Origin of the sequence: Streptomyces sp. NPDC050433 (genome assembly GCF_044458565.1) — a bacterium.
Lineage (GTDB): Bacteria > Actinomycetota > Actinomycetes > Streptomycetales > Streptomycetaceae > Streptomyces.
Genome location: NZ_JBITIB010000004.1, coordinates 52,525 through 78,517, shown reverse-complemented (window position 1 = coordinate 78,517; position 25,993 = coordinate 52,525). Strand labels below are relative to the sequence as shown.

At 71.8% G+C, this 25,993-nt stretch carries 22 protein-coding genes; 7 read left to right on the top strand and 15 right to left on the bottom strand.

Going from position 1 to position 25,993, the window contains the following annotated elements:
- Positions 1-98: 98 nt before the first annotated feature.
- Positions 99-950 (bottom strand): NmrA family NAD(P)-binding protein, encoded by an 852-nt coding sequence (locus tag ACIBLA_RS06850; RefSeq protein ID WP_399197992.1) that lies wholly within the window; start codon positions 948-950, stop codon positions 99-101.
- A gap of 63 nt (positions 951-1,013) precedes the next feature.
- Positions 1,014-1,919 carry an alpha/beta fold hydrolase gene (locus ACIBLA_RS06845; RefSeq protein WP_363240349.1) on the bottom strand — a complete coding sequence of 302 codons (906 nt, stop codon included), beginning with the start codon at positions 1,917-1,919 and terminating at the stop codon, positions 1,014-1,016.
- A gap of 276 nt (positions 1,920-2,195) precedes the next feature.
- Here ACIBLA_RS06845 and ACIBLA_RS06840 point away from each other — a divergent pair, with 276 nt between their 5' ends.
- From ACIBLA_RS06840 to ACIBLA_RS06825, 4 genes are read left to right on the top strand one after another with little or no spacing between them, the layout of a single operon-like run.
- Positions 2,196-2,570 carry a hypothetical protein gene (locus ACIBLA_RS06840; RefSeq protein WP_399197991.1) on the top strand — a complete coding sequence of 125 codons (375 nt, stop codon included), beginning with the start codon at positions 2,196-2,198 and terminating at the stop codon, positions 2,568-2,570.
- A gap of 11 nt (positions 2,571-2,581) precedes the next feature.
- Positions 2,582-4,132, top strand: coding sequence for a peptidoglycan-binding protein (locus tag ACIBLA_RS06835; RefSeq protein ID WP_399197990.1), 1,551 nt, complete (start codon positions 2,582-2,584; stop codon positions 4,130-4,132).
- Between the two features lie 2 nt (positions 4,133-4,134).
- On the top strand, positions 4,135-4,635 hold the full coding sequence (locus tag ACIBLA_RS06830; RefSeq protein ID WP_363240352.1) for a protease inhibitor I42 family protein: 501 nt from the start codon (positions 4,135-4,137) through the stop codon (positions 4,633-4,635).
- Positions 4,636-4,667: 32 nt separating this feature from the next.
- Positions 4,668-5,078: a hypothetical protein gene (locus tag ACIBLA_RS06825; protein WP_363240354.1), complete on the top strand. Its 411-nt coding sequence runs from the start codon at positions 4,668-4,670 to the stop codon at positions 5,076-5,078.
- 92 nt (positions 5,079-5,170) lie between these two features.
- Here ACIBLA_RS06825 and ACIBLA_RS06820 read toward each other — a convergent pair whose 3' ends face one another.
- A complete protein-coding gene (locus tag ACIBLA_RS06820) occupies positions 5,171-6,433 on the bottom strand; it encodes a serine hydrolase domain-containing protein (RefSeq protein WP_399197989.1) in 1,263 nt (420 codons plus the stop codon).
- A gap of 83 nt (positions 6,434-6,516) precedes the next feature.
- A complete protein-coding gene (locus ACIBLA_RS06815; RefSeq protein ID WP_399197988.1) occupies positions 6,517-10,809 on the bottom strand; it encodes a CHAT domain-containing protein in 4,293 nt (1,430 codons plus the stop codon).
- 139 nt (positions 10,810-10,948) lie between these two features.
- On the opposite strand from ACIBLA_RS06815, the gene ACIBLA_RS06810 reads away from it, so the two are divergent.
- Together ACIBLA_RS06810 and ACIBLA_RS06805 are read left to right on the top strand one after the other, a co-directional pair.
- Positions 10,949-11,383, top strand: a complete 435-nt coding sequence (locus ACIBLA_RS06810) for a hypothetical protein (RefSeq protein WP_399197987.1) — start codon at positions 10,949-10,951, stop codon at positions 11,381-11,383.
- Positions 11,383-12,300: a hypothetical protein gene (locus ACIBLA_RS06805; RefSeq protein ID WP_363240358.1), complete on the top strand. Its 918-nt coding sequence runs from the start codon at positions 11,383-11,385 to the stop codon at positions 12,298-12,300. The genes ACIBLA_RS06810 and ACIBLA_RS06805 overlap by 1 nt, the downstream gene beginning before the upstream one ends.
- Before the next feature lie 50 nt (positions 12,301-12,350).
- On the opposite strand, the gene kynU is transcribed toward ACIBLA_RS06805, so the two are convergent.
- The 11 genes from kynU to ACIBLA_RS06750 form a co-directional block, all read right to left on the bottom strand.
- Positions 12,351-13,613, bottom strand: a complete 1,263-nt coding sequence (gene kynU, locus ACIBLA_RS06800) for a kynureninase (protein WP_399197986.1) — start codon at positions 13,611-13,613, stop codon at positions 12,351-12,353.
- Positions 13,606-14,451: a tryptophan 2,3-dioxygenase gene (locus ACIBLA_RS06795; RefSeq protein ID WP_399197985.1), complete on the bottom strand. Its 846-nt coding sequence runs from the start codon at positions 14,449-14,451 to the stop codon at positions 13,606-13,608. Before ACIBLA_RS06795 ends, kynU begins: the two co-directional genes overlap by 8 nt.
- A 92-nt stretch (positions 14,452-14,543) precedes the next feature.
- On the bottom strand, positions 14,544-15,398 hold the full coding sequence (locus ACIBLA_RS06790; protein ID WP_399197984.1) for a DUF3152 domain-containing protein: 855 nt from the start codon (positions 15,396-15,398) through the stop codon (positions 14,544-14,546).
- Between the two features lie 153 nt (positions 15,399-15,551).
- Positions 15,552-15,965 (bottom strand): DUF3151 domain-containing protein, encoded by a 414-nt coding sequence (locus ACIBLA_RS06785; protein WP_363240363.1) that lies wholly within the window; start codon positions 15,963-15,965, stop codon positions 15,552-15,554.
- A gap of 81 nt (positions 15,966-16,046) precedes the next feature.
- Positions 16,047-17,558: an MFS transporter gene (locus tag ACIBLA_RS06780; RefSeq protein WP_363240364.1), complete on the bottom strand. Its 1,512-nt coding sequence runs from the start codon at positions 17,556-17,558 to the stop codon at positions 16,047-16,049.
- 142 nt (positions 17,559-17,700) lie between these two features.
- Positions 17,701-18,729, bottom strand: coding sequence for a class II fructose-bisphosphate aldolase (gene fbaA, locus ACIBLA_RS06775; RefSeq protein ID WP_363240365.1), 1,029 nt, complete (start codon positions 18,727-18,729; stop codon positions 17,701-17,703).
- Positions 18,730-18,834: 105 nt separating this feature from the next.
- Positions 18,835-19,380, bottom strand: coding sequence for an orotate phosphoribosyltransferase (pyrE, locus tag ACIBLA_RS06770; protein WP_399197983.1), 546 nt, complete (start codon positions 19,378-19,380; stop codon positions 18,835-18,837).
- 54 nt (positions 19,381-19,434) lie between these two features.
- Positions 19,435-20,253 carry an aldose 1-epimerase gene (locus ACIBLA_RS06765; RefSeq protein WP_363240367.1) on the bottom strand — a complete coding sequence of 273 codons (819 nt, stop codon included), beginning with the start codon at positions 20,251-20,253 and terminating at the stop codon, positions 19,435-19,437.
- A gap of 35 nt (positions 20,254-20,288) precedes the next feature.
- Positions 20,289-21,377, bottom strand: coding sequence for an SRPBCC family protein (locus tag ACIBLA_RS06760; protein WP_399197982.1), 1,089 nt, complete (start codon positions 21,375-21,377; stop codon positions 20,289-20,291).
- A gap of 60 nt (positions 21,378-21,437) precedes the next feature.
- A complete protein-coding gene (locus tag ACIBLA_RS06755; protein WP_363240369.1) occupies positions 21,438-23,063 on the bottom strand; it encodes a polyamine aminopropyltransferase in 1,626 nt (541 codons plus the stop codon).
- Between the two features lie 138 nt (positions 23,064-23,201).
- Complete coding sequence (locus tag ACIBLA_RS06750) at positions 23,202-23,720, bottom strand: DUF2617 family protein (RefSeq protein ID WP_399197981.1); 519 nt, start codon at positions 23,718-23,720, stop codon at positions 23,202-23,204.
- Between the two features lie 926 nt (positions 23,721-24,646).
- Here ACIBLA_RS06750 and ACIBLA_RS06745 point away from each other — a divergent pair.
- Positions 24,647-25,864, top strand: coding sequence for a pyridoxal phosphate-dependent aminotransferase (locus ACIBLA_RS06745; protein ID WP_363240371.1), 1,218 nt, complete (start codon positions 24,647-24,649; stop codon positions 25,862-25,864).
- The last annotated feature ends 129 nt before the right edge of the window (positions 25,865-25,993 follow it).

Below are 25,993 nucleotides of genomic sequence, written 5' to 3'. Positions count from 1 at the left end.
AGGTAAGGGGAGGGACGGGCACCGGTCGTCACCAGTGATAGGGATCCTTTTCCGTCCCTCCCAGGTACTACGAGGGCACCCACGAGAGCTACACGCGCCTACACGGAACCCCGGAACGCGTCCGCGTGCTCGGCCGCCCACTGCGCGAAGGTGCGCGCCGGACGCCCCGTGACCTCTTCCACCGTGCCGTTCGGCGTCCGGCCCTCGGGCGGCGTGTTCCCGTACACCTCCAGCAGAAAGCCGATCACTTCCTCGGGCTGCCCGGCCGACCGCCACTGCTCCACCGCCTGCGCCTCGGTCAGCTCGACCACCTCGATCTCCCGGCCCCGGGCAGCGGCCAGCGTGTCCGCCTTGTCCCGGATCGTCAGCGCCTCGGGCCCGGTGATCAGGTACGACTTGCCGCCGTGCCCGTCCTCGCTGAGCGCGACGGCGGCGACGGCACCGATGTCGCCCTCGTGGACCATGGCACTCAGCCGGCCGACGAACGGCTCCCGCACCCTGTCCCCGGCGCGGATGCCCTCCGCCCACTCCAGCGCGTTGGCCATGAACTCCACCGGCATGAGCACGGTCCACGGAACGGTGCCCGCCATGACGGCGTCCTGGAGCGGGGTGTCGCCGCCGCCGTTGAGCACGGTGATGCGGCGCACCCCGGCCTTGGCCGCCAGCTCGACGATCTCCGGGCCGGTCTCCAGCGCCGCGAAGCCCCCGCCGTCGAAGGTGATCAGATGCAGCCCGGTGACGCCCTCCAGAGCCGGGACGAGCGACGCCGGATCGGCGAGGTCACCGCGCACCACTTCGACGCCGTCGGGGAAGTCGGGGATGCCGGCCCTGGACGGGTCGCGGGTCAGGGCGCGTACGGTGTGGCCGCGGCTGAGCAGTTCGAGGACTATCTGGCGGCCCACGGTGCCGGTGGCGCCTGTCACGAGGTTGACGATCGCGTTGTTGGTCATGCTCCGAAGGTAGAAGGGCTTGCGGTCAGCTTCTGTCCGCAAGCCCAGGCTCGCTGCCCTCGGTCAGTACGCGAGCTGCGCCAGTTCCTCGGCCACGACCGCGCACGCGTCCGCGCCGGGGTCGACCGGCGGACAGTGTCCGACGTCCTCCAGGAGCGTGATGCCGACCATCTCGCCCGCCCTGGCGGCGGCGTCGACGTACGCCTCGGCGACGGCCTGCGGCACGACGATGTCGTCCCGGCCCTGCACGACGGCGGTGGCGATCCCGGTGGGCAGCAGGGCCGACGGGTCCGCGCTCTCCCTCCGCACCTTCAACTCTCCCTCCCCGCCGAGGAGTTGTACGACGGCTCCGCCGCAGACACCCAGCTCGACGGCGGTGGTGAAGTCCGCGATGGGCGCGATCGCCACGACACCGCGCAGCCGCGGCGCCGCGTCCAGCCGCCACGGCGACCCCTCGGGCAGCACATGCCGCGCCGCGGCCCAGAGCGCGAGATGGCCACCGGCGGAGTGCCCGGTGACCACGATCCGGCGCGGGTCGGCCTGCGGGAGGGCGTCTGCGACGAGCGCGGGCAGCGCGTCCATCACGGCGGCGATGTCGTCGAAGGTCTCGGGCCACCGCCCGGCCACGGGCTCGGCTCCCTCGGACCCGTCTCCGTTCCCCCGCCGGTACTCCACGTTGGCGACGGCGAACCCGCGCCGGGCCAGGAAGTCCGCGAACGGCGTCAGATGCCACCGGTCGTACCGCGCCCGCCACGCCCCGCCGTGCAGCACGACCACCAGCGGCACCCCCTCGCGTCCACCGCGCGGCGCGTAGAAGTCGACCACCTGATCAGGGTGTTCCCCGTACGCGACGCTGACGTCCGGCTGCACCCTCGGGCGCGAGAACAGCGCCTCGGACTCCGCGAGGTCACGGGCGACCGCAGCGACGTCGGCGGAAGCGGCGGCGTCATGGGCGGCGGAATCCGTCATGCTGCTCCAACCTTTCGATGAGAGACCCGAATTGACCTGATCAGCGCGGACGCTACCAGCATCCACGCCCCAGGTTTACGGCCCAGCCCCACCAGGAAGGCCCCGCCCCAGCCCCACCTCGCACCGTGGCAGGAGTGTGGGAAGCGTGCGCGGGGGCTGTGGTCGGCCGGTCGTGGACGGCGGTCGCGTGTTAGCCTCCGGGCCGTTTGGTCAACTGCGGTGCCGTGTACGGGTGTACGCGTTGACGGATGGGCTTCAGGGGGACGGGGGACCACGATGTCTGCTGAGCAGGGCTACCAAGTAGCGACCACGAGGATGTCACAACCGGCGGGGGAGCTGGACGGGTCCGGTGACGACGCGGAGAAGATCCGCAAAGCCATCGACCCCACGATGTGCTACACGCAGTCCCAGCTCGGCGGTTCCGATTCCGCGGCGGCGTTCAACGAGTTCGCGGCTGCCTGGGTGGCCGAGACCGCCACGCTGCGCGATGCCCTGCACGAGCTGGCGAACAAGGTCCGCCTCGCCAAGGGTGCGTACTCGGGCAGCGATCAGCTCGTCGAGACCCAGACAAGCGGTGTCCGGGTGGGGGGCAGCTCCCTGACCACCATGCCCGCCTACGCCGACCGACCGTCGGCTCTGTCCGAGTACTGAGGGGTTGTGCGATGACGGAGTCCACGACCGACCGTCGGGCGCGGCTGGAGGGGCTGTGCGAGAACATCCCCAAGGCCGGGAGCAAGAACGATCTGCTGGAACTGATCGACCAGGCGCTCGGGGTGTCCGCACCGGAGGGCGATCCGGCGACGCTGGAGTCGCTCGGCAAGCGGTATCGCGGGCAGGTCGACGACGGGGGTGATCTGTGCGACCGGGTGGGCAGAGTGGCCCGCAAGGGGCTGCCGGAGATCTGGGTCGGCGATACGAGTGTGCTGGCCTCGGACGCGGTGAATGCCGCGGCGCGGGCGGCGTCGCAGCTGGCGGAGGCGTTCCAGGGCGGTGCCCGAGCGCTGACCGTACTGGCCGACGCGGTCAAAGTCGCCCAGAAGCAGCACGGCGACGGTCGCGGCAAGTTGCATGACGCGAAGGCGTCGCTCGGCGGCAGAGACGGGTTCTTCGACAACTGGCACGAGGACGACGGCGAGGAGGCCGCCCGGCTGAGGGCACGCACCGTCGCCGCCGACGGGGTCGAGCTGATGCGAAGGGCCGCCGTCGCCGCCGACGACGCCGCGCGCGCCGCGGCCCGCGATCTGAACAAGTGGGCGGCCGAGGCCCGTACGGGAAAGATGGACACCGATGACCTGACCGCCGTCGACCGCCTTATGCTCGCCGACGCCGGCAACGTGGGCGGCGATCCCGACCTGAACGAGATCCTCACCGCCAACGACCTCGAACGGGCCGGCCGGGCCATGGAGAACCTCTCGCCGACCGAGAGCGCGCGGATGGAAAGGCTCCTGGCGAACGCCTCCACGCCCCAGGAGAAGGCGTACCTCATGAAGGCGCTCGCCGCGGGTTACTCCGTCGACGAGGTCTCGGAGTTCGGCGGGAAGATCCACGGCAAGGACGCGGTGTGGCTGCGTGAGCACCTGGCGCCGGTCAGTACCAACTCCCAGACCGAGCAGGAGCAGCAGACCTTCGGCGACAAGCTCTGGAGCCAGGAGGGCGCCACCTGTGTTCCCTCCTCAACCGTCACCGCGCGCGCCATGGTCGACCCCGTCTACGCCCTGGAGCTGACCGGCGGCCCCAGCGGCCAGGAGAACGACCCGGCGGCCTTCCGCGAGCGGCTCACCGACGAACAGATGCGGCTGCACGAAGAGGGCGACGGATCCAACGAGGGCTGGCTCTGGGACCGGCAGCCGGCCGGCATGGACTCCGACGGCCAGGTCGAGATCTCCAACAAGGAGCTGAGCCCGCACACCGGCGACAGCTACGAGTCGCACGACATGAACAGCGCCAACGACCGCCGTGACGTGCTGACCGAGATCAACAGGTCCGTCGCCGAGGGCAAGCCCGTCCCCATCAACATCGAGGGCGAGGACGACGGCGAATGGGTCGGCCATGGCGTGATGATCGTCGGTCAGGAGGACGGCATGCTCCAGGTCTACAACCCCTGGGGTACCACCACCTGGGTCAGCGAGCAGGACTTCATCGACGGCAACCTCAGCGCGGCCACCGACAGCCGCTTCAACAACGTCAACCGCGTCTACATCGACCAGGACTGACCATGCGCACCACACGGACAGCTTCAGCGACAGCAACAGCGCCCCGCCGGAGGCCAGTTGCCGTACTCCCCCTCCTCGCCACGGTCGTGCTGACCGGCTGCGGTTTCATCGGCGGGCCGACCGAGTACGGCACGCAGGAGCGAACCATCACGGTCGACAAGGGTGACGAGTTCACCCTGAAGGTCCCCGCCAGTTCGGCCATGGGCGAGAACTGGTACCTGGCCGAGCCGAAGCCGGAGGAGGACGTCCTCGACCACGGGGGAAAGCGGGAGGACAACGACGCCGGCGACGACGGCGAGGAATACTTCGACTTCACCGCCGTGAAGTCCGGCAAGGCCACGGTCAAGCTGCTGCACTGCCCGAACGGACTGTGCCACAGCGAGGCCGACGCGAAGGCAAGGACGCCGTCCCTCGGCGCCCCCGACCCGACCCCCATTCCCACGTCGACCGGCACGCCGCAGGAGCGCGTGGAGTACTACCTGTACGAGATCACCGTCCGCTGACCCGGACCGGAATCCGGAAGCCCGAGGTCCCCATGTCCCCCGTTCCCAGCACCCGCCCGCGCACCGACGACGAACTCGTCGCCGCCACCGACGTCCCCGTCCTCCTGCGCTACGGCCTCACCCAGGACGCATTCCGTACCGCCCTGTTCGGTGACGGTGCCGTCGCCGCCGCCGTCACTCTCGACCGGCTCGACGTCGTGCCCCGATCGGTGGCGTTCGTCGCCGAAGTCGTACGGGCCGGTGGCCTGGTGTACGCCGCGGAGCTGCCCGAGCCCCTGCCGCGCCCCGAGGCGGCGGCACTCCTCCGCGAGTGGCTGGACACCGCCGCGCAGGCCGCCCCCGCACCGGAAGGCGAGGTCAGTACCGCCCGCTGGTTGGACTCGGTCGCCGAACTCATGGGCCTGCGCCGCGACTCCCGCGAACGGACGGCCGACGGCACCTGATCCACGGCCCACCGGTCGGGCAGGTCACCGCTCCGTGGCTGCCACCGCTCCGTGGCTGCCACCGCTCCGGGCCTGTCACCGCTCCGGGCCTGTCACCCCTCCGTACCGCAGATCGCGCGGTCCTGGAGTGCCTGGAGGGTCTTCTCCGCGCCGATCAGCCACGCGTCGTCCGGCTGCTTGCCGCTCGTGTTGATGACGACCGACCGCTGGCCGTCCTCGCTGACGGCCGCCCGGACCGTCTGACCCTCCAGGTCACCGCCGTGTCCCCAGCGGAATCCGCCGCAGCTCAGCGGCTGGCGCATCACCCCGAGCCCGTACTCCAGCCCCGGAAAGACCTCCCGGAAGAACTCACTCGCGGGCACGGTCTTCCGCAGCTCGGCCATCTGCGCCGGCGGCAGCAGCCGGCCGCGCTGAAGGGCCGTCAGGAAGCGGTCCACGTCGCGCTCCCCGGTGACCAGCGCACCGGCGGCCGTCGCCCACGACATGTTGCGGACGCTGGTGTCCGTCCACGCGGTGGAGCTGGGGAACCGCTGATACGAGTGCGTGTACGGCCCGTTGAGGCTCGGGTCGTCACCGGGGGCGTACGTCTGTGTCAGCCCCAGCGGGCGGACGATACGGTCACGGACCTCCTTGCCCCACGGCCTGCCGGTGACCTTCTCGATGACCATCCCGGCGAGCGTGTAGCCGGTGTTCGAGTAATTCCAGTCCGGCTCGGGGTCGTTCGGGTCGGCGGGCTCGAAGTCCGGCTTGTGCTTCATCGCGCCCGCCACGGACTCCTCCGGGTCGTGGTGGTCGAACCTGGTCCGTTCGAAGTCCTCGGCCGTGTCGCCGGTGTCCTCGATGAAGTCGTAGTTGTAGATGCCGCTCGTGTGCTGGAGCAGATGGCGCAGCGTGACGCGGCTGCCGTCGTTCCCGTTCCCCGCCACGACGCCGGGCAGCCACTTCTCCACGGTGTCGTCCAGCGACAGCCGCCCCTCGGCGACGAGTTGGAGGACGACCGTCGACACGAACGTCTTGGTGACGCTCGCCGCCCGGAAGTCGGCCTCGTGCGACACCGGCCGCCCGGTGCCCAGCTCCGCCTCCCCGGCGACGGCGTATGTACGGCGCTGGCCGTCGCGCACCTGTACGGAGATGCCGACGTACCCGGCCTCCTTCAGCGTGCGGTCCACCTCACGCTGCAACTGCTTCTGCGTGAGGGCGGCCCCCGCGGAGTCCCGGCCGCCGCCACCGCCGGTCTCCTGCGCGGGCGCGGGCCCGGCGGACACCCCGAGAGACACGGCGCAGACGGCGGCGGTGACGAGCGCGGTGACCACGGGCAGGCGCGAACGGGCTGAGGTTTTCGCGTAAGTGCTCATGTTCATCAGCCTGTTGGAACGCGCGCGCCGATCCCATGACGGAGGCACCCGTTCACGCGGTGGGGTTTCCCCCCGGCTCGCGTTCAGGCACCCGTGTGCGTATGCGCGGCCCAGACGGTCGGGGTGACCGGATAGCCGGCGCGCAGGCGCCGGGTGGCCCGGTGCAGGGCCTCGGCGGAAAGGGCCGGCTGGGGCGGGGTGGTCCCGTCGCCCGTGAGGCGGGCGTAGAAGTCGGCCGCCAGCTGGTGGGCGGCCCGGTCGGCCACGGGCCACTGGGTACCCACCACGTGGGGGTAGCCCGCGAGTTGGAACGCGCCGGTCATATGGAGCGCCTCGTCGGCCAGGCGCGGGGCCGTCAGGGTGGTGTTGCAGGCGGACAGAAATGCGAGCCCGCCGTCCAGGCGCAGCGCGCCGATGTCGGCGACGGTCAGCGGATCCGTCCGGTGGTCCTGGAGAATCAGCCGGCCTCGCCAGGGGTCGATCCGGTGGGGCTCGCTGTGGCACGCGAAGTGCGCCACCTGGTGGCGGGGAAGCGCCGCGAGCACGGAGGAGCGGGTCGGGTCGGGAAGGACCGCGGCGCCCGGGACGAGCCCGGTGAGAAGTTCGGCCTCGGTGGCGGCGCCATCCAGAGGGCCCGCGTCGGGAGCGTCGGGGACCGCGACGATCGCGGTCCGGGTCCCTGGACCGGTCGGGCGCTCGCGGGCGCGGGCGCGGGCGCGGGCCAGTCCGCGCACGGTGGCGGTGTAGGAGGAGACGACCCGGTCCAGCACGGTGCGGGGCGCGTGGCGCCGGGGGGAGTCGTCGGCCAGGTCCTCGTGATGACCGGCGGCGTGCAGCGGCAGGTAGGCCAGAAGGCCGACGGGGCACCACCACACCCGCGGCCAGGGCTCACCCGGGGCCGGGGGTCCGGTGTGGCCGAGGGCGGTCAGAACGGGTTCGGTCACCGTGTCCCAGAGCCAGGTCAGCACGTCCAGGATGTCGCTCTGGGCCGCCCGCCGGCCGACGGGATCCAGGGCGGGGTCGGCGGTGGCGTCGATGGCCGTCCCCAGCGTCACGATGCGGCGCACGGCCTCCGCCTCGGTAAGGCCGCCGAGAGGCACGACGCGTACGGGGTCGCCGGGATCACCGGTGAGGACCAGCGCGTCGCAGCGTTTCGGCGCGGCGGAGACGTACACCACCGGACCCCCGGCCGCCTGGGCGGTGAGATCGGCGGCTCCCGGGGGTGTGAGGAAGCCGGAGAAGCCGTCGAGGGAGCGGATACGGGTGAGCAGTGCGTCCCATTCGGCCTGCGCCTCCCGTCGGGCGGCGGATCGGGCTTCGGGGGGCGCGGTGGCTTCGACGGCCGTGAGGGCGGGGCGGTCGAGGGCCTCGCGCCGGTTCCGTACCTCTTCGATGGCACCTGCCAGGTCGGGGGCCGCCGACCGCAGCCGGTCGAGGTCGCTGCCCCCGTCCGCGACGGACTCGGCCGTCAGCACTCCACGTGACTGCTCCAGCAGTTCGACGGCGCGGTGCGGTCGCCCCGCGTTCAGCGCGGCGGCGGCCGCGGCCCCGGCGAGCGAGCCCGCTTCGCCGATCAGGTGCCCCCGGTCGGTGAGGTCCAGGGTGCCGAGCCCGATCTGCGGCAGCAGGGCGACGGCCGCCTCGGCCGCCGCGAGCGCTTCCTGGGCACCGCTGTCGGCCGGGTCGGCCAGGGCGGCGATCGACCGGTAGGAGGCGACGCGGGTCCAGACCGGAGCGGAGGCGTCCTGGGCCGCCGACCGGGAGGAGGACAGGATCTCGTCCAGGAGCGCGGTGTCGTCGGTGTGCGTGGCGAGCGTGTGGAGGGCAGCGGCGTGGCTGTTGAGGACGGCCGCGTAGCTCGGCAGACCGGCGGGTGTGATCGCGACTGCCTCACGCGTCGCGTCGGCCGCTTCGCGCAGCCCGGCGACGTCGCCGTCGTAGGTGAACCGCTGCACCAGGGCGGTGGCCAGGTTGACCAGCGCCCCGTTGCGGTTGAAGTGGTCGCCGGGGGTGGCGTCGACGACTTGGCGGGCCGCGGCCACCGCCTCGGACACCGTCCGGACATCCCGGTTCCGCAGTGCCTGCGCGTACAGAGCGCCGGACAGCCCGAACAAGTGGTGGACGCGATACGGATGGCCCTCGGGGAAGGCGGCGACGGCCTCGCGGCAGACCGCGACCGCCTCCGCGATGTGCTCGCTCTCACCGGTGCGCTGGAAACTCGTCTCCAGTACGGCCCCGAGAGATCCCAGGAAATGTGCGCGGTTCGGGTGATCGTCGGGAAGCGCGGCAACAGCGCTGCGGGCTGCCTCCACCGCTTCCCGCAGCAGCCGTGATTCGCCCGTCTGCCAGGCCAGGAAGTGCAGAATGCGGCCGAGGTTGCTCAAGGCGGTCGGGTGTTGCGGGTGTTGGACGGGGGTGGCGTCGGCGGCCCGGCGGGCGGTCGACGCGGCCTCCCGCAACAACGCCGGTTCCCCGGTCCGATCGAACAGGTTGTTCAAGGCGTTGCCGAGATTGCCCAGGGCAATGGCCAGATAGGGATGACCGTCGGGAAGCGCGGCAACGGCGCCGCGCAGAACAGTGACCGCCTCCTCGAGCGGCTCGCGCGTCCCCGTGTGGCTCGCCAGAGCCTGAAGTGCCATGCCGAGGTTGTTCATCCACTTGGGACGGTCGGGGTGACCGACGGGCGTCGCGTCGACGGCGGCGCGGGCGTGCGTGATGGACTCGGGTGCACGCTCGTATCCGCCGTCGCGTTCGTTCTTCCTGGCCAGAGCGTTCCCGAGATTGCTCAGGGCCATGGCCAGGTGCGGATGCCCGTCCGGAAGCGCGGCGACGACCGCCCGGCCGATGTCGACCGCCTCCTCCAGGTACTCGTCCCCGCCCACCGCCTCGTAGCGCAGACGCAGTGCCATACCGAGGTTGTTCATCGACTGAAGTCGCTGGGGGTGGTCGACGGGCGTGGCTTCGACAGCGGCACGCTCGCACGCGACGGCCTCGACGAGCCGGCTGACGCCCCCCGTGTACTCGTACCGCTGGAGAAGCGCGACGGCCAGCCCGCTCAGCCACAGTCGGCGCTGCGGATCGTCGTCGGCGGCGGCGGCGACCGCGGCCCGTGCGAGGGTGACCGCCTCGTCCGCCGCTGCGGGGTCCGTGCTGTGCTCGGCCAGCGTACGAAGGCTCTCACCGAGATTGTGGAGATGCCGCGCGCGGTCGGCCGGGGCGGCCGCGTCGACCACGGCCCTTCCGGCGGCGATCGACTCCCGCAGCGTCGCGATCTCACCGGTGTGCTTGAACAGCCGGCTGAGACAGACGGCGAGCTTGTCCAGACAGTCGATCTGGCTGGGATGGCCGGCGGGAAGAGTGGTGACGGCCTCCCGGCCGACGGTGACAGCCTCGACGAGTCCGTCGATCTCGGCCGTCCGCCCGTACTGCCTCTGGAGAGCGAAGAGAAGGATGTGGAGCTGCGCGCCGCGTGCGGGGTCACCCTCGGCCATGGCGGCGACGACGGCCCTGGTCAGCTCGATGGCCTCGGCGGCTGCCACCGGATCGGCCTCGGTGTCGGCCCACGCGTGCATAATGGCGGCGAGATTGCTGCGATACATCCCCAGATTGGGGTGGTCGGGCGAGGCCGTGACGACGGCCCTGCGGGCGACCGCGAGCGCTTCGCCGAGTGTGTCGGCGCTCCCGTCACCGCTCCCGTTACCGTCCCCGCTCCCGTCCCCGTTCTTCGCGTCCCGCCAGTGCAGTTGCACCAGGACGAGCCCCAGATTGCTGAGGAACATGGCGTGTTCGGGATGCCTCGACGCGCCGACCGCCTCCCGGGCGGCCGTCACCGCCTCGTCCAGCGTTTCGGCGTCCTTCGTCTGCTCGTACGTCAGCCGCAGGGCGTGCCCGAGGTTGTTGAGGGACATCGCCCGGTCGAGCGGGCTGTCGAGCGGCCCTGCGATCGCCACCCGGAACAGCTCGACAGCCCGGCGCAGCAGCGGAAGATGGCGACCGCGCTCGTACGCCCGGCAGACGGCGAGGCCGAATTCGAGGGCCTCCCCGGCGGACATGTCCTCGTCGTCCCTCGCCGCGAGTACGACGCGCAGCGGCTCAGGCACGGCCTCCGGATCCACCTCGTGCACCGGGGCCAGAAAGCGCACGGCCTCGACCAGCGCTTCGTCCTGCGCCGCGCCGACCGGCAGCGCGGTGACCCGGATCCAGTGGTACACGCCCAGAACGTGGCACGCCTCGACGTCCGCCGCCGGGTCGGTGGCCGCGGCCAGAGCGACGGCCGTGCGTTCCGCGTCGTCCGTGAACAACGCGGTGGCGTCGTCCGTCTCCACAGCTGTCTCGATACGCCGCCGAAGGTCACCGAGCAGATCCCGACCGGCCATCCCATTCCCCCGATTCAGCCTGGCGGAGCCTCTGGTCCGTAACCTCGCCCGGTGCTCCGGACACTGGATGCTACATTGACAAATCAGCATGAAATCAGGCCAGTTGGCGCACAACCGGGGCACCGTGGAGGTGGCGGGATTGGCGAGGTCGCGGAACGGCGCGCGGAACAGGCTGGGCGTGCTGTGCGACCAGCTCACCCGGCACGGGTCGATGGCGGCGGAGATCGACACCGCCGGAGCGGGACCGCAGCTGCGTGAACTGCTCGAACTGGTCCGGAGCGGAGCGGCGACGGCCGGGGGAGCCCGCGAGAAGGAGCTGCTGGACACCATCGAGGACGCCTGCGTCCGGCACGGCCTGTCCGCACTCGATGTGCGCGAGTTCGGCAACGCACGGCTGCCCCTGGGATTCGGCCTGCCGGCGGACGAGCGGGTGGCGCGGGCCTGGGTCTGCCCGTGGGGCAACTGCGGACGGGTGGTTCTCCCCGAAACCGGCGACAACAGCGGTGACACCGTCGCCTCTGCGCCGACCTGCGCCGCGGGCGGCGAGCCGCTGCGGGCTTACCCGGCCCCCTGATGCCCGGACTGCTCGCCGGCATCGGCACCTGGATCGCGGACCGATGGCTGCAGACGGTCGTCCTGTCCGGGATGCTCTGGGTCGCGATTCTCGTCGTCGCCGCGCGGCTCGGCCAGTCACACCCGTTCGACGCGGCACGGCTGCACACCTGGCTCGACGAGATCGCCACGCACCGGGCCGGGGACAGCCCCGCCGCCATCCTGCTGGCCGTGGCCGCCGCCCTGCTCACCGCCGGTGCCGCGGGTCTGGCGGCCGGCGGGCTGGGCGCCCTGCACCAGCGGCTGTGGGGTGCGGACGGGTCGGGTCCGGCGCTCGCGTGGCTGCTGCGGTGGCGCCTACGGTGGTGGCAGAGGTGGTACTCGGAGCGCGCCCGGCGGGCCGTCGCCGACGCTGTCACAGCCGATCTCACCGAGCCGCCGGACCCGGTCCTGGCGACGGCCCGGCGGGCACGCGCCGAACGCGCCCTACGTCTGCGGACAGAGCGGGAACCACATCGCCCCACCCGGATCGGGGATGCCCTCCACGCGGTCGCCGTCCGCCTGCGCTCCCGCTACGCCCTGGACCTGGACCTGGCCTGGCCCCGGCTGTGGGCGGTGCTGCCCGACCCCCTGCGCGCCGACCTGTCCGGCGCCCGCGCGGCGTACGACTCCGCCGCCCGGCTGGCCGGCTGGGGTGTGCTCTACGCCGCGCTGGCCGTGTTGTGGTGGCCCGCCGCGCTGATCGGTGCCGCTGTGCTCGTCACCGCCGTGGCACGGGCCCGGGGCGCCGCGGCCGTCCTCGCGTCCCTCGTCGAAGCCGCCGTGGACCTGCATCTCACCGACCTCGCGGACCAGTTGGGTGTCCGGCCCGACACCGACGAACTCACCGAACTGGGCCGGGCCGTCGGCCGCCGCCTGGGACAGCCCACACGCTCCTGACCCCGGGCCGGGGGACCGACAGGCGGCCCCCCGGCCCGGGGCGAGCACGCTCAGGAGAGCGAGCCCCTAGCAGGCCCCGGAACATCCGCCGGTCCACCCGCCGGGATCTTCGCCAGGACTTCCCCCAGCACCCGCGCGGCCCGCTCCGCGTCGCGGAAGCCCACGTAGAGCGGTGTGAAGCCGAACCGAAGTACGTCCGGGCGGCGCAGGTCGCCGATCACGCCGCGGTTGATCAGTTCCGCCATCACCGCGGGCGCCTCCGCGCAGCGCAGCGCCACCTGGCTGCCGCGCTCCGCGTGCGCCACCGGCGTCAGCGAAGTGACCCGGCCCGCGGGCGCGTACGCCTCCACGCAGCGCAGGAAGAAGTCCGTCAGCGCCAGGCTCTTCGCCCGCAGGACGTCCAGCGAGACGCCCTCCCACACGTCGAGCGCCGCCTCCAGGGCCAGCATGGAGAGGATGTCCGGCGTGCCGACCCGGCCGCGCGTCGCGCCGTCCGCCGCCGCGTAGTCGGGCGTCATCCCGAACGGGTCCACATGCGAGGTCCAGCCCGGCAGCGGCGAGTCGAAGGCCGCCTGGTGGCGCTCGGAGACGTACAGAAAAGCGGGTGAACCCGGCCCGCCGTTCAGGTACTTGTACGTGCAGCCGACCGCCAGGTCGACCCCGTGCTCGTCCAGCCCGACCGGCAGCGCACCCGCGCTGTGGCACACGTCCCAGATCGCCAGGGCCCCCGCTTCGTGCAGCGCCGCCGTGATGCCGGGCAGGTCGTGAAGCCGGCCCGTACGGAAGTCGACGTGGTTGACGAGCGCGGCGGCCGTACGCGGCCCGGCGGCGTCCCGCACATCCGCGGGAGCCACCGGTACCAGCCGCAGGCCGGTCATGCGTGCGGCCGACTGGGCGATGTACCCGTCCGTGGGGAACGTCTCGGCGTCCACGAGGAGTTCGTCGCGGCCCTCCCCCGCCAGCCGGGCCGCCGCCACAACCGCCTTGAAGACGTTGACACTTGTGGAGTCACCGACCACCACCCGGCCGGGCGCCGCGCCGACCAGCGGTGCGATCCGGTCACCGATCCGCTCCGGCGCGGTCCACCAGCCGCCCTCGGTCCAGGAGCGGATGCGCAGCTCGCCCCACTGCCGGGTGACGACGTCCTGGACGCGCTCGGGTACGTGGCGGGGAAGCGCGCCGAGCGAGTTGCCGTCCAGGTAGACGGAGTCGTCGTCGAGCGCGAACAGCTCGCGGTGCGCGGCCAGCTCGTCGGCCGCGTCGAGCTTCGCCGCCTCGGCCGTCATCGACAGTGCCTCGGAGAGATCAGACATGGCTGCGCGCCGTCCACAGCTCCGGGAACACGTTCTTCTGCGCCCGCTTCTCCAGCCACGCGACCCCGGCGGAGCCACCCGTCCCCGTCTTGGACCCCATCGCGCGCCGCGTGGCGACGAGATGGTCGTTGCGCCAGCGCCACACCAGCTCGGCGACATCCGTCAACGCCTCGCCCAGCCTGATGATTTCACCGTTCTGGTCGGGCTCCGCGTACACCCCGGCCCAGATCCCCTCGACCGCCGCCGACGGCTCGTACTTCTGTGTGAAGTCCCGGTTCAGCACCCCCGCCGGCACCGGCAGCCCGCGCCGGGACAGCAGGCTCAGCACCTCGTCGTACAGGCTCGGCTCCTGAAGCGCCTTCTCCAGCTCCGCGTGCACACGCGGCGCGCCCCGGTGCGGTACGAGCATGGACGCCGACTTCTCGCCGAGCAGGAACTCCATCCGCCGGTACATCGCCGACTGGAAGCCGGAGCCGTCACCGAGCGCACTGCGGTAGGAGTTGAACTGCGCGGGTGTCAGCTGGGCGAGCGGCGTCCACGACGCGTTCAGCGCCTCGAACTCGCGCACCGAGCGCTTCAGCGCGTCGACCGCGACCGGCACCCGGTCCTCGCGCAGCGCGCGCGACGCGGTCTCCCACTCATGGACGATGACGGTGAACCACAGCTCCATCACCTGGGTGGTCACCAGGAAGACCATCTCGCCCGGATCGTCGGACACCGGGTGCTGAAGATGGGTGAGGACGTCCGCCTGGACGTAGTCCTCGTACGGGGTCGTACCCGCGAAGTCGAGGTTCGGGGCATCCGAACCGGCTCCGGAGGCATCGGGGTATCGCGACATCTCTGTCTCCTCGATATGGCTACCGGGTAGCGGTCCGCCCCTTCCCATCGGCATCGGAGCTCCGGTCCCCTGATCGCATCATAATCCCCACTTCACGGCACCGCCGGACCTGTGATGTACGTCCCGTCCTCGGCGTACGGCCATGCATTCGCACGGCAGCCCTGGAGACCCTTGATCTGCTGCATCATCGCCGGCGCGGGTCGGCCCTCGCCGCCGCAGGTGGCATGGCCCCGGCCGAGACGGTGGCCGACCTCGTGATTGATGATCAGCGCGCGGTACTCCGTGACCGGGCCGTCGAACTGCTCGGACCCGCGCACCCAGCGCTTGAGATTCACCACGACGGTGCGGCCGACGGTGCAGTTCACCTCGCCGCGCGTGAGCAGGCCGGCGGCGCCGCATATCCGGTCGACCGTGCCGGGCGTCGCTATCTTGACGTCGAAGTCGGACGGTCCGGAGCCGACGAGCTGGAAGGAGTTACGGCCGTCGGCCGTCCAGCCCCGCGGGTGCGCCAGGATTGTCTCGATCTCGACGGCGGCCTGCCGCTCGGACAGCTCGATGCCGTTCTCGACCTGGACCCGGTAGCGGCGCACGGTGTCCCCGGAGCCGACGGGCGATCCGCCGGACCTGGCGGTGGTGAAGGTGCCGGGGCCGTCGGCGGGGACGGGGATGGTGCGCGGTGACTCGGCGGAGGCGCTGGGGGTGGGGGTGGGGGTGGAGGTGCGGCTGGGGGTAGGGGTGACGCTCGGGCCGGGGCTCGGGGGCGACACCTCGGCGCTCGGTGTCGGCGCCTCGCGGGCCTCCGCGTCGGCCGTGGGTGCGCCTGCGGGGTCGCCCTTGGACCAGTTCGCCAGGGCCACACCTCCGCCGACGAAGACGGCGGTCGCACACACGCCGACGAGCGCGGCGCGCGCATACGGACGGCGACGGGCCGGGACACGCTTGCCCACGACGGACTACTCCCCTGCTTCGACCGGAGTCGGGGAGAGGGTGCCGGGGCCTCGTACCGGATTCGATGGCGTGTGCGATGGTAACCACCGAACACCGCAGGTCCATAACCTTTCGGACGGCCACGGACCTGCGGCGTCGTCGGTTACGCGGACTCAGCCGAGGGTGTCGGCCGCCACCGCCGAGGAGTCCCGCAGGAAGACGGAGCAGCGCTCGTACTCCTCGACCTCGCCGATCGCCTGCGCGGACCGGGCCAGGGCGTGCAGGGCGCGCAGGAAGCCACGGTTCGGCTCGTGCTCCCACGGCACCGGGCCGTGCCCCTTCCAGCCGCTGCGGCGCAGGGAGTCGAGGCCGCGGTGGTAGCCGGTACGGGCGTACGCGTACGACTCGACGACCCGGCCGTTCTCGAACGCGTCGTCGGCGAGCTGGGCCCAGGCGAGCGACGAGGTCGGATACTTCGCCGCGACGTCGGCGGGCGCCGTCCCGTTCGCGAGCAGCGCGCGCGGCTCGGGGTCGTCGGGCAGATGCGTGGGGGGCGGTCCCCCGAGAAGGTCTTTGTGGATGGCCATACTTCCGAGTGTCCCAGGTCGCGCCGGATTCCGTGGCAGTGGTGCGGGTTTGCCACGGGCAATCGCGCCCCCGTCCGCGCCTCACGCGTCCGCCGTGTACGCGCCCCCTCCGGCGCCTTCACCGAACCCCTTGCGCGCCGTGGCCGGCTGCTCCAGCGGCGGGGCCGAGAGCCCGCAGTTCACCTTGCACTCGGGCAGGCTGGGCTCGGCCTCGGCGGTCTTGTCGGCCGCCTGCGGAGTACGCACCAGCGTGAAGGCGATCAGCGACGCCACCACCAGCACCCCCGCGCACATGGGCATGGCCCGGTCGAACGCCGCGTCGAACTGCGAGGGCGAGCGGTACACCTCCGGCCCTGCGCCCGCCAGCAGCGGCAGCGCGGCCACCGCCAGCAGACCGGCGGCACGCGCCGCCGCGTTGTTGATGCCGCTCGCCAGCCCGGCCCGCGAGCTGTCGACGGACGCCAGGACCGTCGCCGTCAACGGCGCGACCAGCGTCACCATGCCGAGCCCCATGACCACCAGCGCGGGCAGTACGTCCCGTACGTACGACGCGTCCGCCCCACCGCCCACGCGCAGCATCAGCAGCAGCCCGCAGGCGCACAGCAGCGGCCCCACCGTCAGCGGAATGCGTGGGCCGATCTTCGCGCCCAGCTCGCCCGACCTGGCGGAGAACAGCAGCATCAGCACGGTCGTCGGCAGCAGCGCCGTCCCGGCGCCGAGCGCCGAGTAGCCCGCCACGACCTGGAGCTGCAAGGCCGTCAGGAAGAAGAACCCGCCGAACGCCGCGTACACGCACAGCGTCACCAGATTGACCGACGTGAACAGCCGCGAGGCGAAGATCGACGGCGGCAGCATCGGATCGGGCCGCCGCCGCTCCAGCATCACGAACCCCACGCCCACCAGCACACCCGCGGCCCCCGCCCACCAAGCCTTCGCGATCAGCGCGTACGTCACCAGCCCCAGCGCCACCGCGCCCAGCACCGCACCGAGCACGTCGAACCGGCCGTGCGCCGCCGGATCCCGCGACTCCGGTACGTGCCGCAGCGCCACCGGCACACAGATCGCGGCCAGCGGCACGTTCAGCAGGAACACCCACCGCCAACCGGGCCCGTCCACCAGAAACCCGCCCAGGAACGGCCCGACGGCCGCCCCGACACCCCCGAGCCCCGACCACAGTCCCACCGCCTTCGCGCGGTCGTCCGGATGGAAGCTGGCCTGGATCAGCGCCAGCGACCCGGGCACCAGCAGCGCCCCGCCCACCCCCTGAAGGGCCCGCGCGAGGATCAGCACCTCGGCGGTGGGCGCGACCCCGCAGAGCAGCGACCCGAGCGCGAACCACACGATGCCCACCACGAAGACCCGCCGCCGCCCGTACCGGTCCCCGAGCGACCCGCCGAGCAGGATCAGCCCGGCGAGCGTGAGCATGTACGCGTTGACCGTCCACTGGAGGTCGGCCAGAGTCGCGTGGAGATCGTCCCCGATGTGCGGCAGAGCGACGTTGACGACGGTCGAGTCGAGCAGCGCCATGGTGGAGCCGAGCACCGTCGTCAGCACGATCCACCGGCCGGAGGCCGTACCCAGCCTGATGTCCATAGGGGGATCATCCCCGCCGAGTCGCCGCGTGGCGAGCCCCGCGACCACGTGGCGAGCCGACCGGCCACGCGGTGAGCCGGCCCTGTCCGGCGGATCTTCGCGGGTCCGGGAAGATCCGCCGGACAGGACCTAAGGCCATTGGTTACTTGAGCTTCGTGCCCGTGGAGCGCAGCGCCGCGCACGCCTCGGTCACGCGCTTCGCCATGCCCGCCTCGGCCAGCTTGCCCCAGGTGCGCGGGTCGTACGTCTTCTTGGAGCCGACCTCGCCGTCGACCTTCAGCACACCGTCGTAGTTGCGGAACATGTGGTCGGCGACCGGCCGCGTGAAGGCGTACTGGGTGTCGGTGTCGAGGTTCATCTTCACGACACCGTTCTCCAGCGCCGTCGCGATCTCCTCGGCGGAGGAGCCGGAGCCGCCGTGGAAGACGAAGTCGAAGGGCTGGCTGGCGGGCTTGCCGTACTTGTTCGCGACGCCCTCCTGGAGGTCCTTCAGCAGCTCGGGACGGAGCACGACGTTGCCCGGCTTGTAGACGCCGTGCACGTTGCCGAAGGAGGCGGCCAGCAGGTAGCGGCCCTTGTCGCCCAGGCCCAGCGCCTCGGCGGTGCGCAGCGCGTCGTCGACGGTCGTGTAGAGGGAGTCGTTGATCTCGTGCGAGACACCGTCCTCCTCGCCGCCGGTCGGGGTGATCTCGACCTCAAGGATGATCTTCGCGGCGGCGGCCTTCGCGAGCAGCTCCTCGCCGATGGCGAGGTTGTCGGCAAGGGTCTCGGCGGAGCCGTCCCACATGTGCGACTGGAAGAGCGGGTCACGGCCGGCCTTGACGCGCTCGGCCGAGACGTCCAGGAGCGGACGCACGTAGGTGTCCAGCTTGTCCTTCGGGCAGTGGTCGGTGTGCAGCGCGACGGTGACGTCGTACTTCGCGGCCACGATGTGCGCGAACTCGGCGAGCGCGACCGCACCCGTCACCATGTCCTTGTTGTACTGACCGCCGAGGAACTCCGCACCACCGGTGGACATCTGGATGATGCCGTCGCTCTCGGCCTCCGCGAAGCCGCGCAGCGCGGCGTGCAGAGTCTGGGACGAGGTCACGTTGATGGCCGGGTAGGCGAACTTGCCTGCCTTCGCCCGGTCGAGCATCTCGGCGTAGACCTCGGGGGTTGCGATGGGCATCGGGCCGCTCCTTGTGATGTGCGGGTGTGAGGTGCTTTGTCCCTGACCTGGGGGCGACGTCATTGTCGCCCTCATCCTTCCAGATCGTTTTCCCTGCGGTGAGGCTCAGGCCAGGCCGAGGTCTCCCAGGGTGTACGCGCTGACGTACCGGAGCCCCGCCGCCTCGACGGCCGCCGCGGCGCCGCGGTCGACGATGACCGCGACGGCGACGACCTCGCCGCCGGCCTCACGCACCGCCTCGACCGCGGTCAGCGGCGACCCCCCGGTCGTCGACACGTCCTCCACGACCAGGCAGCGGCGGCCCTTCACGTCCGTGCCCTCGATGCGCCGCTGCATGCCGTGGGCCTTGCCCTGCTTGCGTACGACGAACGCGTCCAGGCGCTCCCCGCGTGTCGCGGACGCGTGCAGCATCGACGTCGCGACGGGGTCCGCGCCGAGGGTCAGCCCGCCCACGCAGTCGTAGTCGAGACCGGCGGTCGCGGCGGTGTCGAGCATGACCTGCCCGACCAGCGGCGCGGCCTGCCCGTCCAGCGTGATGCGGCGCAGATCGATGTACCAGTCGGCCTCGATACCGGACGAGAGGGTCACTTTGCCGTGCACGACGGCCTTGTCCTTGATCTGCTGGAGCAGCTCAGCGCGTACGTCAGTCATGACCCTGAGCTTACGGGCCGGGTGCGGAGGCCCCTCAGGGCCTGTGGACAACCTTCAGAGCCGGCGCCAGCTCCAGGTCGCCCGGATCTCCAGCGGGTCGATGGGGGTGACGAGTCGCGGCGCGCTGTTGAGCCCGTTCGGCGGGCCGGACTGCGGCTCCACACAGACCGCCTCGGCCTGCTCGTCGTAGACGACCGCCCATGCGGCGGTGCTCGTCACCCGCAGTTCGAGACGTCCCGGCCAGGTCAGCGTCGCGTCGACGCCGTCGGGCATCCCGAAGCAGTCGTCCCACGGGCCGGGGCTCGGCTCGACGCGGCGCCCCGTCGGCAGATGGTCCGCACCGCGCTCCTCCTGCCACTCGGGCGAGAAGTCGAGACGTACGGCCTCCTCGTCGGCCGTACCGCCGTCGAGGTGGCGCAGGAACCACGGGTGCCAGCCGACCTGCGCGGGGAACGAGTCGTCGTACGTCTCGACGCCCAGCGTCAGCGTCAGGGAGTCGCCGGTGAGGTCGAACAGCTGCGTGACCCGGCCGGTGTACGGCCAGGGGTCGGCCAGCTCGTACGTGAACGCCGCCTCGCTGTCGCCCTTGCGGGCCGTGCGCCAGGAGGTGTCGCGGCCGGTGCCGTGGATGGCGTGCGGCGGGGAGTTGAGGGGCAGTTGGTGGACGACGCCACCGTTCCGGAACCGCCCCTCCGCTGTCCGCCCGCACCAGGGCACCATTGGGAAGCAACCGTAGCGGTCGCCCTGCCGCAGCAGTTCCGTACCGCCGACGCGCAGGCTCGCGACGCGGCAGCCGTTCGCCGGATGGATGGTCAACTCGGCGTCGTCGGCCGCCAGTCGGATCTCGCGCTTCTGGTCCGTGTCCGTACTCACGCCATGACCCTAACCGGCGCGATCCGGCGCACGGCTCAACGCCTGCGCCTCAGCGCGCGCCCCACGACGACGGCCCCGGCGATGGCGAGCGCGGCGGCGGGCGCCACCCACCGCAACGCGGCACCGGCGCCCCCGGTGTCGGGGGCCTGTTCGGGCGCGTAACGCCCGCGGGGAGGCGCGTGATCGACCTCCTCGGCGCTGCGCCCGATCATGGTCCGCCGCGCATGCGCGGCCTCGGCGGGCGGCTCCAGGGGCACGAGAAAGTCCCCGTCCCCGGAGGAGGTGACCCCGAACTCGACGGAGGCGTCGAGTTCGGAGGGCGGGGGCTCGGGAAGGTCGTCGCTGTCGGAGACGGTGTCCGGGTCGGCGTCGGGGGCGTCGTTGTGGTCGGCGCTGTCAGCGCCGGGTGAGTCACTGGCGCGGTCGGCGTCGGACGCCGTCCCGTCCCGGTCCGACCGGGCGTCGTCCGGGCCACGGCCCGAAGCGCGGTCAGCACGTGGGCTCTCTGACGGTCCGTCACCGGGTGCCGCGTCCGAGGCCGTTACGTCTTGGTCGCCCGACCGGGCATCGGGCCGGGACGAGTCCGGGCCGGAGGACGGGCCACCGCCCGCAGCCGGGTTGGAGCCACTGCTCTCCGCCGCCCCGCCGTTGGGCGGCCCCGCGGGGCTGGGGTCATGGCCCGGTCCGGCGGCGCCAACCGGCTTCGCGAGCGCCGCGGCGAAGCGGTCCAGCAGTCTGCGGGCCGTCGACTCCGACGTCGTCGCGGCGACGTCCGACAGGCGGCCGTTCGGCGTCGGGGTCGTTGTCGCCGTGAAGGCGACCGTCGTGCCCCCGGCCGTCTCCGTGAGTCTGACGCGGACGTTCACCTTGACGGAGCCCGGACCGCGTACCTCCGCGCCCTCGCCCTTCGCCGTGAAGCCACCCGCCCGCTCCGTGAGCGTCAGCGCGCCCCGGTACGTGATCGTGTGGCCGCCCACGCGGACCTTCAGGCGGCCCGAGAGAGGGCGTGCCGACGCGTCCGCGTCCTGCTGGAGTCCGGGGACGCAGCGCGCGACGCGGGCGTGGTCCCGCAGCGCCTCGCGGAGGGTCTCAGCCGGAACCGGAATGAACACCTCATGCTCCATGGGATCCGAGCCTACTCAGCCCCGCCGCCTCAGGCGCCCCTCCGCGCACAACCGGACCCATCAGCCCGCGTACCTCGGATGCACCAGCGTCGACGGCGGCAGATCGCGCAACCGGGTGCGTTCCGCCCCGAGGACGCCCGCTTCGAGCACCCGCTCGGCCAGCGAGCGCAGCGGGGGCGCATCCGGGGAGAGTCCGACCCGTGGTGGGCCGTCGGCGGCGGCCAGGACGAAACCCCAGTCCACCGGCTCGCTCCTCCCGTCGTGCACCCGGTCCGGGCCCGCCCGGAAGCCGGACATCCGCCCCGACGCGCTGTACGGACTCGTACCGAAGCCGGCCGCCCGCAGGGTCGCGTCCACCGTCCAGTACGTACGCGGCCGGGCCGACGGCGGCCCGGCGTGCACGGCCAGCCGCCCTCCCTTGTCGAGTACGCGCTTGGCGAGCCCGTAGAACTCCTCCGAGTAGAGCTTGGTGCTCGGGGTGATGCCGGGGTTCGGCAGGTCCGAGATGATCACGTCGTACGGCTCCGGCCCGGCCGGGGACGTACGGCTCCCCGCCCCCCACCCGCGCAGCCACGCGAACGCGTCCGCGTGCTCCACCCGGAATCGCGGGTCGTCGTACACGTGCCCGTTCAGCCCCGCCAGCGCGGGGTCCGTGCGGGCCAGGCGGGAGACGCCGGGGTCCAGCTCGACGAGCGTGACCGAACGGACGTCCGGATAGCGCAGGACCTCGCGGGCCGCGAGCCCGTCGCCGCCGCCCAGGATCAGCACCCGCGCGTGCCGTCCGCGCATCGCGGGATGCACCAGCGCCTCGTGGTACCGGAACTCGTCGCGCTCGCTGACCCGCAACCGCCCGTCCAGATACAGGTCCAGCGGCCCCTCGCGCCCGCCCGTGAGGACGACCTCCTGGACGTCGGTCTGGACCGCGACCCGCACCCCGTCCCCGTACACCGCCCGCCGCGCGGCCCGCTCGAAGTCGTCCACCGTGACGGCGGCGGTGCCGAGCACCGCGAGCACCAGCACGTTCACCAGGAGCAGCAGTCCGCGCTCGCGGCCCGTCAGGTCGCGTCCGAAGACCCAGAGCACGAGGGCGCCGCCCGCCACCACGTTGACCGCGCCGGTCAGCAGCGCGCCCGTCAGCTGCCCGAACCACGGCAGCAGCAGGAACGGGAACGCGAGGCCGCCGACCAGCGCGCCCACGTAGTCCGCGGCGAAGAGGTCCGCGACCGTCCCGCCCGCGTCCTGCCGGGATACGCGCTGGATGAGCGTCATCAGCAGCGGGATCTCCGCGCCGATGAGGATCCCGATGGAGAGCGAGAAGCCGATCAGCGCGTACCGCGACTCGCCCATCCAGGCGAATGTCGCGTACAGCACCAGCGCCGAGCAGCCCCCGATCATCGCGAGAGCGGCCTCCACCAACCCGAATCCGACGGCCGCCCGGCAGCGCAGCCGCTTCGCGAGCAGCGAGCCGAGGCCCATCGCGAAGACCATCAAAGACAGGATCACCGACGCCTGCGTGACGGAGTCCCCGATCAGATACGACGCGAGCGCGACCAGCTCCAGCTCGTACACCAGTCCGCACGCGGCGCACACGAAGACCACGGCGAGGATCAGGAAGCGCCCCGCGCTCGGTCGGACGGGCAGCCGCGCCGCGCTGTCCGGCGGCGCGACCACAGACTGGTCGATCATTCCAGTAACGCTACGTCACGACGTCCGTGCGGCTTGTCACCCACAAGGGTGGTAACCGGCCTTCAGGCCCGCCCACTTGACCGATTCCCGCGATGCCCACGCGCCTGACACACCGGTCCCCGGACCTGCCGGCCCGCTCTACAGCACGACCGGCACCCGTACCCCCACCCGCGTCCGGGTCACGACCAGCGCCCCCTCCTGGGGATACGCGTGCCAGGTGCGCCAGGACACCTGTCCCTCCTGCCGCCGCACGAGCATCGCCGTGAACGCGTGCGGTTCGCCGGGGAACGTGCCCGCGAGCCCGTTGGGATGGTCGGCGACGAGGGCGAGCAGTTCCTGCGCGCGCCCCGCGAACGAGCCGTGCGACAACGTCTCTACGCGCGCGGCGAATTCGTACTCCCACTCCCCCACGCGCTCGGCGACACCGAGCGGCAGCGGTGTGCTGCTGCCGGGGATGCAGGCCACCGTCTCGGAGCAACTGCCCTGCGCTTCCTCAAGAAGCACCTGGTGGGAGGCGCCGAGAAGTCTCATCTGGACTTTGGCGCCCGTGAGTTCGAGATCGAGGACCGCGAGGGCGGGCAGCGGCTCTCGCCCCAACTCCCAGGCCAGATCGGCGGCACGGGTGTCGGTGTAGGCGGTATTGAGGGTTCTGAGCATGGGTCGGCTCCGCAAACACGCTTGGCAAAGTGGACCGGGTGACGTCCCGGCAGATGAACCAGGAGAACGGGGAACTGAGAACTGAGAACGGACAACTGCGGGCAGTGAGCTGAGAATTGAGAACGAAGATGTGAAAGCTGAGAGCTGAGAGCTGAGGACTGACGGCAGTAGGAGATCGTCTACTCGGCTCCGCGCGAAGGTCCGAGGTTCGAGGCCCAAAGTCCGGGGGCTGGAAATCTCAACAGCGAGAGAATCACGAAGTAAGGGGCGCTCACAGCGTTTTTACCCAACTTGGCGGGGTTTCCATCCCCTGGGGGGCACAGCTGTTCAACTGTTCAACAGAAAATCGCTCATTGGCTCACGATGTGGTCAACATGAGGGTGCCCGGCGGGAGTTCATCCCGCCGGGCACCTTCCATGACCACGGACCAGCTGCCCCGTGTCAGCTGCCTCCGCCGCCGCATCCCCCGCCGCCACCGCCGCAGGAGGACGAACCTCCGCCGCAGGACGAGCCGCCCCCGCTGTCTCCCCCGCCCCACCAGCTCCCGCTGTCACCACCGCCACCGCTGCCACCGCTGCCACCGCTGCCACCGCTGCCACTGCCGGCGGCTGCGGACCGGCGGCTGCCGGAAAGCCGGATGCCACGGTTCCGCGCGCGCCGACGCCTCGAACTGGCCCCCATCGCGACCAGTCCCCCGACAACAACCATCACTGCGAGAAGCCCGAAGGCCAGCCCCACAATGCTCATCGTCCTCACCGTCTTCCTGTTCCCCCGAAGCGAGGCCCCCGCCCCATCCAGCTGCGACGTGACCGCTTCGCCAGTGTTCGGCTTTGTGCCGTCTTCTTTTATGACTGGGGGATGCCCGCCACCCGACGCGCCCAAAGCACACTTGAGCAAGTCCAGAGCTTCGGCGCAGGATGGCCGCCATGACCGCCACGAATCCCCCGGCACCCGCCGCCGGCGACGACCCGGCCCGCCGCCGCCCCCTGCTCAACCGACGCCTCGCGGAATTCGGGACGACGATCTTCGCCGAGATGTCGGCGCTGGCCGTCCGGACCGGCGCGATCAACCTGGGCCAGGGCTTCCCCGACACCGACGGCCCCGAGGCGGTCAGGGAGGCGGCGGTACGCGCGCTGCGCGACGGCCGCGGCAACCAGTACCCGCCCGGCCCCGGCATCCCCGAGCTGCGCACCGCGATCGCCGACCACCAGATGAAGCGGTACGGCCTGGCGTACGACCCCGACACCGAGGTCCTCGTCACGGCGGGCGCCACCGAGGCGATCGCGGCGTCGCTGCTCGCCCTCGTCGAGCCCGGCGACGAGGTCATCGCCCTGGAGCCGTACTACGACTCGTACGCCGCCTCCATCGCCCTGGCGGGCGGCACCCGCGTCCCCGTCACGCTGCGGCCCCGCGACGGCGCGTACCACCTCGACCTGGACGAGCTGCGCGACGCCGTCACCCCGCGCACCCGGCTGATCCTCCTCAACACCCCGCACAACCCGACCGGCACGGTCCTCACCCGCGAGGAACTGGCGGCCGTGGCCGCGCTCGCCGTCGAGCGGAATCTGCTGGTCGTCACCGACGAGGTGTACGAGCACCTGGTCTTCGACGGCGAGCATCTGCCGATCGCGACTTTCCCCGGCATGCGCGAGCGCACGGTCACCATCTCGTCGAGCGGGAAAACCTTCTCGTTCACGGGCTGGAAGGTCGGCTGGGTCACAGCGAACGGCCCGCTCGTCTCCGCCGTCCGGACGGCAAAGCAGTACCTGACGTACGTCAGCGCCGGCCCGTTCCAGTACGCGATCGCCGAAGCTCTGCGGCTGCCGGACTCCTACTTCGACAACTTCCGCAGCGACCTCCGCCGCAAGCGCGACCTGCTCGGCGACGGCCTGCGGGCAGCCGGGTTCGAGGTCTACCAGCCCCGGGGCACGTACTTCATCACCACCGACATCACGCCCTTCGGGGAGAAGGACGCCTACGCCTTCTGCCGCGCCCTCCCCGAACGCTGCGGCGTCGTCGCCATCCCCAACTCCGTGTTCTACGACGATCCCGACGCGGGCCGCAGCCAGGTCCGCTTCACTTTCTGCAAGAAGGACGATGTCCTCCACGAGGCTGCTGGTCGGCTGCGCCGCCTGGCCGACTGACCTCAGGGCCTCGTCGCCCCCGGACGAGGGTCTGCCGCCGCTACGGGCGGCAGACCCTGGTGTTCGGCTTTCTCCGGTTTCCCGGTCAGACGGGCACGCGCCCTCGATCGATGGACTACTTCACGTCCG

Excerpts from the sequence above, each read along its gene's own strand:
- fbaA (WP_363240365.1), bottom strand. The coding sequence starts at position 18,729 with ATGCCCATCGCAACCCCCGAGGTCTACGCCGAGATGCTCGACCGGGCG.
- ACIBLA_RS06750 (WP_399197981.1), bottom strand. The coding sequence starts at position 23,720 with ATGCTCAGAACCCTCAATACCGCCTACACCGACACCCGTGCCGCCGAT.
- ACIBLA_RS06755 (WP_363240369.1), bottom strand. The coding sequence starts at position 23,063 with ATGATCGACCAGTCTGTGGTCGCGCCGCCGGACAGCGCGGCGCGGCTG.
- ACIBLA_RS06760 (WP_399197982.1), bottom strand. The coding sequence starts at position 21,377 with ATGGAGCATGAGGTGTTCATTCCGGTTCCGGCTGAGACCCTCCGCGAG.
- ACIBLA_RS06835 (WP_399197990.1), top strand. The coding sequence starts at position 2,582 with ATGACGGAGTCCACGACCGACCGTCGGGCGCGGCTGGAGGGGCTGTGC.
- ACIBLA_RS06820 (WP_399197989.1), bottom strand. The coding sequence starts at position 6,433 with ATGAGCACTTACGCGAAAACCTCAGCCCGTTCGCGCCTGCCCGTGGTC.
- ACIBLA_RS06785 (WP_363240363.1), bottom strand. The coding sequence starts at position 15,965 with ATGGCCATCCACAAAGACCTTCTCGGGGGACCGCCCCCCACGCATCTG.
- ACIBLA_RS06850 (WP_399197992.1), bottom strand. The coding sequence starts at position 950 with ATGACCAACAACGCGATCGTCAACCTCGTGACAGGCGCCACCGGCACC.
- ACIBLA_RS06825 (WP_363240354.1), top strand. The coding sequence starts at position 4,668 with ATGTCCCCCGTTCCCAGCACCCGCCCGCGCACCGACGACGAACTCGTC.
- ACIBLA_RS06795 (WP_399197985.1), bottom strand. The coding sequence starts at position 14,451 with ATGTCGCGATACCCCGATGCCTCCGGAGCCGGTTCGGATGCCCCGAAC.
- ACIBLA_RS06840 (WP_399197991.1), top strand. The coding sequence starts at position 2,196 with ATGTCTGCTGAGCAGGGCTACCAAGTAGCGACCACGAGGATGTCACAA.
- pyrE (WP_399197983.1), bottom strand. The coding sequence starts at position 19,380 with ATGACTGACGTACGCGCTGAGCTGCTCCAGCAGATCAAGGACAAGGCC.
- ACIBLA_RS06780 (WP_363240364.1), bottom strand. The coding sequence starts at position 17,558 with ATGGACATCAGGCTGGGTACGGCCTCCGGCCGGTGGATCGTGCTGACG.
- ACIBLA_RS06805 (WP_363240358.1), top strand. The coding sequence starts at position 11,383 with ATGCCCGGACTGCTCGCCGGCATCGGCACCTGGATCGCGGACCGATGG.
- ACIBLA_RS06845 (WP_363240349.1), bottom strand. The coding sequence starts at position 1,919 with ATGACGGATTCCGCCGCCCATGACGCCGCCGCTTCCGCCGACGTCGCT.
- ACIBLA_RS06830 (WP_363240352.1), top strand. The coding sequence starts at position 4,135 with ATGCGCACCACACGGACAGCTTCAGCGACAGCAACAGCGCCCCGCCGG.
- ACIBLA_RS06815 (WP_399197988.1), bottom strand. The coding sequence starts at position 10,809 with ATGGCCGGTCGGGATCTGCTCGGTGACCTTCGGCGGCGTATCGAGACA.
- kynU (WP_399197986.1), bottom strand. The coding sequence starts at position 13,613 with ATGTCTGATCTCTCCGAGGCACTGTCGATGACGGCCGAGGCGGCGAAG.
- ACIBLA_RS06745 (WP_363240371.1), top strand. The coding sequence starts at position 24,647 with ATGACCGCCACGAATCCCCCGGCACCCGCCGCCGGCGACGACCCGGCC.